This window comes from Dietzia sp. CW19, assembly GCF_014145265.1.
Taxonomy (GTDB): domain Bacteria; phylum Actinomycetota; class Actinomycetes; order Mycobacteriales; family Mycobacteriaceae; genus Dietzia; species Dietzia natronolimnaea.
On sequence record NZ_JAALEE010000161.1, the window covers coordinates 1 to 9,674 of the forward strand.

The 9,674-nt window shown below is 69.8% G+C and carries 11 protein-coding genes and 1 pseudogene; 8 read left to right on the forward strand and 4 right to left on the reverse strand.

The window, feature by feature from the left end; genetic code table 11:
• Both G6021_RS05640 and G6021_RS05645 read left to right on the forward strand, forming a co-directional pair.
• A pseudogene (locus G6021_RS05640) lies at positions 1–354 on the forward strand (class I SAM-dependent methyltransferase); the annotation flags it as partial.
• 9 nt (positions 355–363) lie between these two features.
• Positions 364–843, forward strand: a complete 480-nt coding sequence (locus G6021_RS05645; RefSeq protein ID WP_182609972.1) for a nitroreductase family deazaflavin-dependent oxidoreductase — start codon at positions 364–366, stop codon at positions 841–843.
• 6 nt (positions 844–849) lie between these two features.
• On the opposite strand, the gene G6021_RS05650 is transcribed toward G6021_RS05645, so the two are convergent.
• Positions 850–1,329, reverse strand: coding sequence for a MaoC family dehydratase (locus G6021_RS05650; RefSeq protein WP_179525234.1), 480 nt, complete (start codon positions 1,327–1,329; stop codon positions 850–852).
• A gap of 142 nt (positions 1,330–1,471) precedes the next feature.
• Here G6021_RS05650 and G6021_RS05655 point away from each other — a divergent pair, with 142 nt between their 5' ends.
• The 3 genes from G6021_RS05655 (at position 1,472) to G6021_RS05665 (ending at position 4,928) form a co-directional block, all read left to right on the forward strand.
• Positions 1,472–2,254, forward strand: coding sequence for an acyl-CoA thioesterase domain-containing protein (locus tag G6021_RS05655; protein WP_182640829.1), 783 nt, complete (start codon positions 1,472–1,474; stop codon positions 2,252–2,254).
• Between the two features lie 227 nt (positions 2,255–2,481).
• On the forward strand, positions 2,482–3,909 hold the full coding sequence (locus G6021_RS05660; RefSeq protein ID WP_187700478.1) for a hemolysin family protein: 1,428 nt from the start codon (positions 2,482–2,484) through the stop codon (positions 3,907–3,909).
• The gene (locus G6021_RS05665) at positions 3,909–4,928 is read left to right on the forward strand and encodes a CNNM domain-containing protein (RefSeq protein ID WP_182609969.1); all 1,020 of its coding nucleotides are present in this window, start codon (positions 3,909–3,911) and stop codon (positions 4,926–4,928) included. The genes G6021_RS05660 and G6021_RS05665 overlap by 1 nt, the downstream gene beginning before the upstream one ends.
• Positions 4,929–4,949: 21 nt before the next feature.
• Here the strand turns inward: G6021_RS05665 and G6021_RS17875 are convergent, their stop codons facing one another.
• Both G6021_RS17875 and G6021_RS05675 read right to left on the reverse strand, forming a co-directional pair.
• Positions 4,950–5,855, reverse strand: a complete 906-nt coding sequence (locus G6021_RS17875) for a GNAT family N-acetyltransferase (protein WP_182616269.1) — start codon at positions 5,853–5,855, stop codon at positions 4,950–4,952.
• Positions 5,856–5,982: 127 nt separating this feature from the next.
• Positions 5,983–6,336 carry a hypothetical protein gene (locus tag G6021_RS05675; protein ID WP_017837741.1) on the reverse strand — a complete coding sequence of 118 codons (354 nt, stop codon included), beginning with the start codon at positions 6,334–6,336 and terminating at the stop codon, positions 5,983–5,985.
• 327 nt (positions 6,337–6,663) lie between these two features.
• On the opposite strand from G6021_RS05675, the gene G6021_RS05680 reads away from it, so the two are divergent.
• The gene (locus G6021_RS05680) at positions 6,664–7,491 is read left to right on the forward strand and encodes a potassium channel family protein (protein WP_187700479.1); all 828 of its coding nucleotides are present in this window, start codon (positions 6,664–6,666) and stop codon (positions 7,489–7,491) included.
• Positions 7,492–7,518: 27 nt separating this feature from the next.
• On the opposite strand, the gene G6021_RS05685 is transcribed toward G6021_RS05680, so the two are convergent.
• Positions 7,519–8,022: a DUF309 domain-containing protein gene (locus G6021_RS05685; RefSeq protein WP_182640831.1), complete on the reverse strand. Its 504-nt coding sequence runs from the start codon at positions 8,020–8,022 to the stop codon at positions 7,519–7,521.
• Positions 8,023–8,135: 113 nt separating this feature from the next.
• On the opposite strand from G6021_RS05685, the gene G6021_RS05690 reads away from it, so the two are divergent.
• Together G6021_RS05690 and G6021_RS05695 are read left to right on the forward strand one after the other, a co-directional pair.
• Complete coding sequence (locus G6021_RS05690) at positions 8,136–8,918, forward strand: alpha/beta fold hydrolase (RefSeq protein WP_017837744.1); 783 nt, start codon at positions 8,136–8,138, stop codon at positions 8,916–8,918.
• A gap of 221 nt (positions 8,919–9,139) precedes the next feature.
• Positions 9,140–9,553: an SRPBCC family protein gene (locus G6021_RS05695; RefSeq protein ID WP_241736436.1), complete on the forward strand. Its 414-nt coding sequence runs from the start codon at positions 9,140–9,142 to the stop codon at positions 9,551–9,553.
• The last annotated feature ends 121 nt before the right edge of the window (positions 9,554–9,674 follow it).

Sequence of the window (9,674 nt, forward strand, 5' to 3'; positions counted from 1 at the left end):
CCGGCGGTCGTCGAACTCGCCGCGTGGGGCTCGAGGTACGTCTCCGAGGCGGGCCCCGTGGTGCCCTGGTCGGAACTGGTCTCGGCCGTCGACCGCTCTCCGCGGCTGCGTCTGCTGGGGCGGATCGAGGCGACGTCGCACCACGCCGAGACGGTGAGGTTGTGGTCCGAGACGTTCGCCCTCCGGGGGCGGGACGCGGCGGCACTGGGGTTCGACGCCGTGTACCGGCGCATGTGGGCGTTCCATCTCGCGGCGCTCGAGGCCGGGCTGCGCAGGGGGTGGCTCGAGTCCGTCCAGGTGGTCGCCACGGCGAAAAGCACCCTGACCCACCGTGACGGTCCGCCCACGTCCTAGGGTTAGTTCATGAGCAACTTTCTCACCCCGATCGCGATCTGGTTCGGACGTCAGGACGCGACGCGGGAGAACTCCCACCTCGTGGTGACGGTCGACAAATGGATGAACAGGATCTCCGGTGGCCGCGTCCCGCTGCTCCGGGTGGCGGGGCTGCCCACGCTCACGTTGCACGTCCCGGGCAGGAAGTCCGGTGAGCCGCGCGACACCCCGCTGCTGTTCGCATCGTGGCGCAACGGCCTGGTGGTCGTCGGCTCCAACTGGGGGGGCGAGAAGGCTCCTGCGTGGGTGCACAACCTCCGCGCGGCGGGGGAGGGCGAGGTCGACGTGTCGGTCTACGGCGCCAGGCTCACCGTGGACGTGCGGGAGGTGGCCGAGGACGAGCGGGCGTCGGCCTGGGACGCCGCCGTGAAGGTGTGGCCGAACTACGAGATCTACGCCACCCGCACGACCAGGCACCTGCCTCTCTTCCACCTCACGCCCAGGCTCTGAGACGGCTCAGCGGCGGGCGACCATATTGAGCGCCGTGGCGGTGAGGACCGGTTCGTCGTCCTGGTTGACCAGCGTCACATCCGTGGTGAGCACCCCGCGGTCAGGCTTGCTCCTGGAGGGGCGGACACCGGTCGTCTCGCAGATCAGGGTGAGACGGTCGCCGGGTCGCAGCGGCCGGACCCAGCGGAGCTCGTCGATCCCGGGGGACGCCAGGCTCGCGACAGCGGTGAGGTAGTTGTCGGCGAACAGGCGCATCATGAGCGCCGCGGTCTGCCAGCCGCTCGCGATCAGTCCTCCGAACGGGCCGTGAGCGGCCGCCTCGGGATCAGTGTGGATGCTCTGCGGGTCATACCTGCGGGCGAACTCCATGATCTCCTCGGCGTCCACCGACTCCTCACCGAAGCGGTACGTGCGTCCTTCCTGATAGTCGTCGAGGTACCTGTCGTCGACAGGGGTGTCGAAGGTGTCGTACTGCTCGGCGGTCATCTGTCACTCCTGGGCGCGGGTTCGGGCTCGTGCTTCCGGATCAGAGTCAACCGCACGCGGGTGACGGTGGGTGCCGATTCACGGTCGGTCCCCTCATCACGTGGTAGTCAGTTAGTGACAGTTCACTCGATGGGGGGCATGCGTGGCGTACTTCGAGCGACTCGGTGACCGATGGTTCGACCCGAGCTCACACACCACCGGGGCCTGGGATCCGGCGGTGCAGCACATCGGCCCGTCGTTCGGGTTGCTCGTGCACGAGGTGGAGGGTGATCTACGACGTCGGCGGGACGATCCCATGGTGATCTCGCGCCTGACCTACGAGATCCTCGGCACCGTGCCCATGGACCCGGTCGCGGTGGACGTGCAGGTGGTCAGACCGGGGCGCACCATCGAGCTCGTGGAGGCCACGTACGGACTCGCGGATCGCGTGGGAGTGCGCCTGCGCGCCTGGCTGCAGCAACCGAGAGACACCACGGAGCTCGAGGCCGTCGGCCTCGACCCGATCCCGGGACCGACCGACATGCCGCAGTGGGACCCCACCTCGGTCTGGCAGGGCGGGTACCTGGCGTCCGCGGAGGTCCGCCGGGACTCGGTCGGGCCGGGGAGGGCTCGCTACTGGGTGCGCACCGACGTCCCGCTGGTCGCAGGCGAGTCGGTGGGCGGGCTGGCCCGGTCGGCAGCACTGTTCGACATCGCCAACGGAATGGCGGTCCGCGCGGCTCCCGAGGACGTGCAGTTCCCCAACATCGACCTCACCGCCCACCTCTTCCGCGAGCCACGAGGGGAGTGGGTCGGGTTCGACACCCGGGTGAGCTTCGGTCCGGGCGGGCTCGGGCTCACCTCGAGCACCCTGCACGACGAGTCGGGCCCGATCGGTACCCTCGCGCAGACCCTCACCGTCCGCCCCGTCACCCCGGGACGGTGACCGCGGCCGGGGAGTCGTGGTCCCGGGGGGCGGATTGCGTCATACTCGGGGAGTCATCCACATCGACACACGAAACGGAGTGTGTGAGAAGCCCTGATGGGTACCCCCTCTGAAAGGACCGGGTCGGACGACGACCCGGGGCCTAGTCGCCCTTCTCGTTCTTCTCAGGTCCACGGCGCTCGAGTGCCGACACGGCGTCTCCCGAGGGGGGAGGTGGCCCCGTGGTCATGACCCTTCTGATGTTGTTGCTGGGAATCCTCGCGATCCTGGCCATCATCGCCGCGAACGGCTACTTCGTGGCACAGGAATTCGCCTACATGTCCGTGGACAGGAACAGGCTCAAGGCACTGTCCGAGGCGGGAGACGTCGCCGCCCAGCGGGCACTGAGGGTCACGCAACGGACGTCCTTCATGCTGTCGGGTGCCCAGTTGGGCATCACGGTCACCGGCCTGCTGGTCGGGTACGTGGCCGAACCACTGGTCGGCGAATCGCTGGGGACCCTCCTGGGCGGGGTCGGAGTCCCCGCGGCGGTGAGCGTCACGGTGGGCACCGTCCTGGCGTTGGTGGCCGCGACCGTCGTGCAGATGATCTTCGGCGAGTTGTATCCCAAGAACCTGGCGATCGCGAGTCCGGAGCCCCTGGCCCGCGGGCTGGCGCGGTCCACCACCCTCTACCTGACCGTGTTCGGCTGGCTCATCGTGGTGTTCGACCGGGCGGCGAACCTGCTGCTCAGGGTGGTCGGGGTCACACCGGTCCACGATCTGGACTCCACGGCGACCGCCGAGGATCTCGAGCGAATCGTGGCGGACGCCCGGGAGAGCGGCGATCTGCCCGAGAACCTGTCGGTCCTCATCGACCGGATCCTGGACTTCCCGGATCGCACCGTCGAGCACGCGATGATCCCGCGTCCCCAGACCAGCGTGGTGGGCCCGGATGACACCGTCGGAGAGGTCCGGACGTTGATGGCCTCGGGACACACGAGGTATCCGGTGGTCTCGGAGACTCTGGAGCCGCTGGGGGTCGTTCAGTTGGCCGACCTCCTCCGCGTGGGAGCGAAGGTCGACACCCCGGTCTCGGAGATCATGCGCCCACCGGTGGTCCTGCCCTCGTTGATGTCCCTGCCCCATGCGCTGTCGACGCTGACCCGGTCGAAGACGCAGCTCGCGGCGGTGGTCGACGAGTACGGGGGCTTCGCGGGCGTGTTGACGATCGAGGATCTGGCCGAGGAGTTGGTGGGGGAGCTGACCGACGAACACGACACGGAACCCGAGTCGGTCATCGCGGTCGTGGACGAGGGGATCTGGCGGATGGACGGTGACGTCCACGTCGACGAGGCCGAGAGATCGCTCGGTCATGAGCTTCCGCACGGAGATTACGAGACCATGGCGGGGTTGACCATCTCCGCGCACGGCGAACTCCCGGAAGTGGGTCAGACCGTGCGGGTCGAACTGCCGATCGAGCCCCGGGAACTGATCGCCGAGACACCGCTTCAGTTAGCCCTGGAGATCGAGGTCCTCGAGGTGACCCGGCTGGTCCCCGGCGAACTGCTGGTCCGGTTGGTGGACTCCCAGGAGGAGCACCCGGGGCGTCCCGGGGACGACGGACACCCCGCGACGGGACACGGGCTCGAGCCGGGACGGGGGGAGGAGCGGTGATGGACAATCCGCTCGTCGTCGCCGCGATCACCGTGGCGTTGATCGTCCTGAGCGCCTTCTTCGTGGTGATCGAGTTCGCGCTTCTCGGGGCTCGTCAGCACCGGCTCGAAAAGGACGCGGAGAGGAGCGCCTCGGCGCGGGCCGCCCTGCGGGGGATCAACGAGCTGACCGTCATGCTCGCGGGTGCCCAGTTGGGGATCACCGCCTGCACCTTCGCGCTGGGCGCGGTCACCAAGCCGGCCGTCGACGCCTGGCTCGGGCCTGTCCTCGCCTCCCTGGGCGCGCCGGTACAGGTGGCCGGGGGCGCCGCGTTCGCGCTGTCACTGCTGTTCGTGACGTTCCTCCACCTGGTGGTGGGGGAGATGGCCCCCAAGTCGTGGGCCATCGCGCATCCGGAGTTCTCCGCCAAGTTCATCGGGATTCCCTCCCGGGGCTTCATCTGGGTCTTCCGGCCGCTCCTGCGGTGGGTGAACGAGGTCGCCAACCGACTGGTCTCCGCCAGCGGTGTCACCCCGGTCGAGAGGGCCGCGGTGGGAGGTCAGGATGCCGCCACGATCCGGCAACTCGTCGAGCATTCGGCGTCGGTCGGCGCCCTGGACGAGACGTTCAGTTCCCCGCTGACCGGAGCGCTCGGCCTCGATCAGCTGACGGTGGGGTCACTCGTCGACACCGACAGGGCACCCACCGCGGTGGCCGCGGAGGCCACCGTGGCGCAGGTCCAGGAGGCCGCGGCTCGGACGGGACACATGCGCATCCTCCTCCTCGAAGGGGATTCCACTCCGGCGGTGGTGCATGTGCGCGACACGCTGATGGAGCAGGAGGGCCACCCGGCGCGGGACCTGGCCAGGCCGGTGATGCTGCTCGACACCCGGACGCCGGTGTACGAGGCGCTCGCGGTGTCGCGGGAGCGGAGCGAGCAACTCGCCGCGGTCATGGATCACGACCGGTTCGTCGGCGTGATCACGATCTCGGACATCCTGCGCCACATCCTTCCCGAGGAGTCCGGAACCGTCGGCTGACGCGGCGTGAACCCTCAGGGGTCAGAGCTGTCGCAGGTAGCACCGCATCCCGGAGCCGGTGTCCGGGTCGTGGTCGGAGAAGCCGTGACGTTCGTAGAACCGCCGGGCGCCGAGATCGTCCGAGTCCACGTTGATGAGTATCTCCTCGCAGCCGCGCCGTCGGGCCTCGGACACCGACCGGTGCAGGACCCCGGTTCCGATGCCGGCGGCCCTGAGGTCCGGACGAACGTAGAGGTCCTCGAGCTGGGCCAGGGGACCGTCCCAGTACGGGGTCGGGCGAAGGGTGAGAAAGGCGAAGCCGACATCGGTCCCGGCCTCGCGGCCCCGGGGGAGTCCGGCGACGACGGCGAGGACGTCCTCGCGCTCGAGGAGTCGCTCGAACCGTGTCGCCGCCTCTGCCGCGCTGGGGGTGGCGCAGTCGAACTCGGTGTTGAAGTCGTGGAGCAGGCGCCCGAGTGAGGTCGCGTCCGCCGGACCCGCCACGCGGATGTCCACCTGCGCGGCGGGACGCGCAGAAGACGGGGGGACCGGAATACGTTCCCCCTCGAGGAGGCCCTTGAGCCGATCCAGGTCGGCTGCCACGGTGGCGGCGTCCTGCTCGAACTCGTCGTCGTCGTCGGAGAGCTGACGGACGGTCATGACCACCTCCGCGCCGTCCGGATGGGGCAGGACCCGGAGCGGATTGTGGACCGTCGCGCCGTCGGGCAGGGTGACCTCGTGGTCCAGGACCCCGAAGTCGTTCCTGGGGACGAATCGGACGCTCACCCTCCCCATGGGGGAGTCGACGACCAGGGTGTCGCCGTCCACGGAGGCCTGCGCGGTGGCCAGCCCAGACGCCCAGGTGGCGAGCTTCGTGTGGTCGGAGGCGAGGTCGTAGACATCCGCCGGGGAGCGGTGGATCACCGTGCTGACGTGGCGCGTGCGCATCTCGTCAGTGTCCGTCACTCGCCGGCACTGCGCCAGGGGTACGGCGTCAGGGGTTCGGCGCCGGGGGTTCGGCGACAGAGCTCCCGCGTCGGGACACCGTCTCCGGGACACCGCGGTCGGGATCGGCTCAGGCAGAGGGCGGATCGGTGTGGCTGCCCGTTCCCTCGATGCCGGTGACGGTGGTGAGGAGGAAGACCGAGTCCTCCAGGGCCGTGACGGCGTGCCGGTGGTGGGTGAGGGCGTGGAGTTCGCCGGCGCCGATGTCGACCGTGGTCTCGCCGGTCACCCGCACCGCCCCCCGGAGCAGGTAGAGGCTCGCTGCCGGGGGAGAGTTGTGCTCCTCGAGTTCGGTGCCCGCCGTCAGGGCCAACAGCGACTGGCGGAGAGGTCCTTCGTGGACGATGATCTCGGCGTGTCGGCCGTGCGGGGCGTCCGCAGCTCGGGCGAGTATGCGATCGGCGGTGTCGTTGACAGTGGTCATGGGTCGATCTCCCAGCCTTGACGGGTGCGTGCCCCTGACGCTACGCGCATCCCCGGGCCCCGGACCCGTGGAGACGGAAGCGTGTGGCGCGGATCCCGCGCACGGCCGCACCCGGTGGCGTCCGGCCCGTCGGCTCGGGCCGCCCATGCACCCGAGACGCTGCCCGCCAGGCGAAGGGATAGCATCCGGGCACGGCGCGCGGTGCCGAGGGGCGTGAGGACGACCCTCGACGTCCGCCGGGTGGGGCCACCCTGTGCCACCCATGACTGCGGCCCGCCGCCGCCCGTTCACACCGTGGTCGGCGCCGGGATCATCGCTCTCGGCCTGATGGACGTGTTTCGCGCGCTGATGCACCCACGCAGCGAGGCGGCACTCAGCAAGGTGGTGTTCTCCGCGCTGTGGGCGGTCTCCCGGCGGTTCGGGCACCGTCTGGGCTCGATCGTGGGCCCCGCGGGGATGGTGGTCACTGTTCTGGTCTGGGTGTTGCTGCAGGCAGTGGGGTGGGCGATGGTCTACCTCCCGCACGTCCCGGACGGATTCGACTACTCCTCCGGAATCGACCCCGGTCGATACCCGGTCGCCGCCGAGGCGCTCTACGTGTCCCTGGCCACCCTGGCCACCCTGGGGTTCGGGGACGTGGTGGCCACGGAACCTCTCATCCGCGTTCTGGCCCCGGTGGAGGCACTGACGGGGTTCGCGCTGCTGACCGCGTCCCTCACCTGGTTCATGCAGATCTATCCGCCGCTCTCGCGTCGTAGCGCACTGGCCCTGCGGCTCCACGGATTGGCGGAAGCCGACTTCGCCGCGGCGGTTCGAGACCTCTCCCCGGACACCATCTCGCGGGTGACGGAGGGCCTCGCCGCGGAGATCAACGTCGTGACCGTGGATCTGACACAGCATTCGGAGACCTACTATTTCCAGGAGGCCAATCCCTACCAGGCGTTGTCCCGCCAGGTGCACTACGCGCTGGAGCTGTGTGATGCCGTCGCGGAGGTCGACACCGTGGAGGCGCGTGTCGGGGCTCGTACGTTGTCGGCGTCGCTGGACCGCCTCGCGGTGCCACTCAGACAATTCACCGGCCGGGAGGGGGACGCCGGAGTCCGAGAGGTCCTCGCCGCGTACTCCGCGGATCACCAGCGGGCCGCGCGCGGCTGAAAGGCCGTCCCGAACGGTGACGACGCCCTAGCGCGGGCGTGGCCGGTGCCTCAGCCGCGGTCTCAGTCCAGGGGGAGCGGGGACTGTCCCTCGGCGGAGTTCGGTGATGAGGTCGTTTGCGTGGGTGACCAATCCGGCGGCATCGATCCCGTGGGGTGCCGGGCCGTCCCGGCCACCGATACGGTCGGCCGCACGCTCGAGCAGCGCCAGGGCCCCCGTGGTGTTGCCACGCTGGATGTGGGTGATGCCCACTGCCAGCTGGGCGAGGCCCTGCCAGAGCTCCCGCTCGTCGGCGGGGGAGCTCTTCCACGCGCCTTCCAGCACCTCGTGCGCGTGGAAGGCGAGGCCGCGGTCCAGCAGGTCCTGCGCCCACGCCAGCGATTCGTCGGGGGACAGGTCCAGGTCGTCGGGAATGCGCTCGACTCCGACGCTCCCCGGTGGCAGAGGTCGGCCGAGTTCGTCGCGGGGACGCGCGTTGCGCGCGCGGCCGTCCTCGTCACGATCGCGGTCGATGCCGTCCGGGGTGCGCATCTCTAGATCGTCCCATCCGTCGTCGCCGGTCTGCCACCTCGGACCGGGCACCGGGCCCCGATCGTGGCACGTTGCACGCGACCTGTCCGCCGCGCACTCCGTAGGCTTGACTGATGACGTTGCATCATGTTCGACGCGGTCAGGGCAGTCCACTACTTCTCGTACACGGCCTCGGCGCGGGGTGGCGATCGTGGGAGCCCATCATCGACGACCTGGCCGCGAGCCGGGAGATCATCGCGGTCGACCTGCCTGGGTTCGGCGAGTCCCCTCCGCTCGACGGTGAGGTCTCCATAGCGACGTTGACCGACGCGGTCGCCCGGTTCATCGACGAGTCGGGTCTGCACGGGGTCTCCACGGCCGGGCAGTCGATGGGTGGGCGGATCGTGCTCGAGCTGGCCCGGCGCGGCGTCGGTGGTGACACCGTGGCGTTGGACCCCGGTGGATTCTGGAGCGATCGTGAGCTGGCGATCTTCAGCGCCACCCTGCGACCGTCGATCGCCCTGGTCAGCGCACTGCGCGGAGCGCTTCCAGTTCTGCTGGGTAATCCAGTGAGTCGGACCGCGCTGCTGGCGCAGCTCTCCGTGCGCCCCTGGGCCCTGCCGGCGCGGACCGTGCTGCCCGACGTGGCGGGACTGGCCGACGCGCCTGGGACGGGCGCGGCGATGGACGCGCTGACGAAGGGCCCAAAGCAGCAGGGCGCCCCCGCGGGCTCGGTCCCGGGACGGGTCACCATCGGTTGGGGTCGCCGCGATCTGGTGACGCTTCCGGCCCAGGCTCACCGAGCCGCGCGCGCGTTCCCCGACGCGACACTGCACTGGTTCGATCGGTGCGGCCACTTCCCGCAGTGGGACGCGCCCCGGGAAGCGGTTCGGCTCATCCTGGACCGGACCAGCTGACTCGGCGGGTTCCGCTGGGGTGTTGTGGTGACCACCGTCGACGGTTGCGCCAGCGCGGTGCTCTGCCTCCATGGGGTGATGATCCGTCGCGTCCGCGAACAGGGGAGTCCGCTGTCGCCGGGGTGGAGCGGCCCACCGCGAGGAGTTGGCGGACAGGGCCGGGAGCTGGGGGGCCGGGCCGGACGATGACACACCTCGCATCCGCCACGTGGCTGAGTTCGATGATCAGAGTCCGCACGACGCTTCGGCGCGGGATGTGGACGACCGAACTGCGGATGAACGTGGACCCGGAGACCGTGTGGACGGTCATCACCGATGTGAAGTGTTGGCCGCGATGGGGGCCCACCGTGTCAGGAGCCCGAATCGACGGCGACTCCGGCTTGACGGCCGGTGCGCGGGGGACGGTCACGACCGTGGCGGGCCTGTCCCTGCCGTTCGAGATCACCGACTTCGTGGATCGGCGGCTGTGGGCGTGGAGGGTGGCCGGTGTGAATGCGACCCGGCACGAGGTCATCGGAGTGCCGGGCGGGTGTGTCGTCAGCTTCGGGGCCCCGGTCTGGGCGGCGGGATACCTACCGGTGCTGGCTCTCGCGTTGCCGCGGATCGAACGGATCGCGGTCGAACGAGCTCACTGAGACGGGTCGGCGTCGGTGGGGGCGTGACGTGAGCACGAGGCCGTGAGCATCTGACCCATGGGCTGCAGAGATTCTCCCGCAGCAGGTCGGGGCTCTTACTGATCAGGTGCCGGGTTCTGAG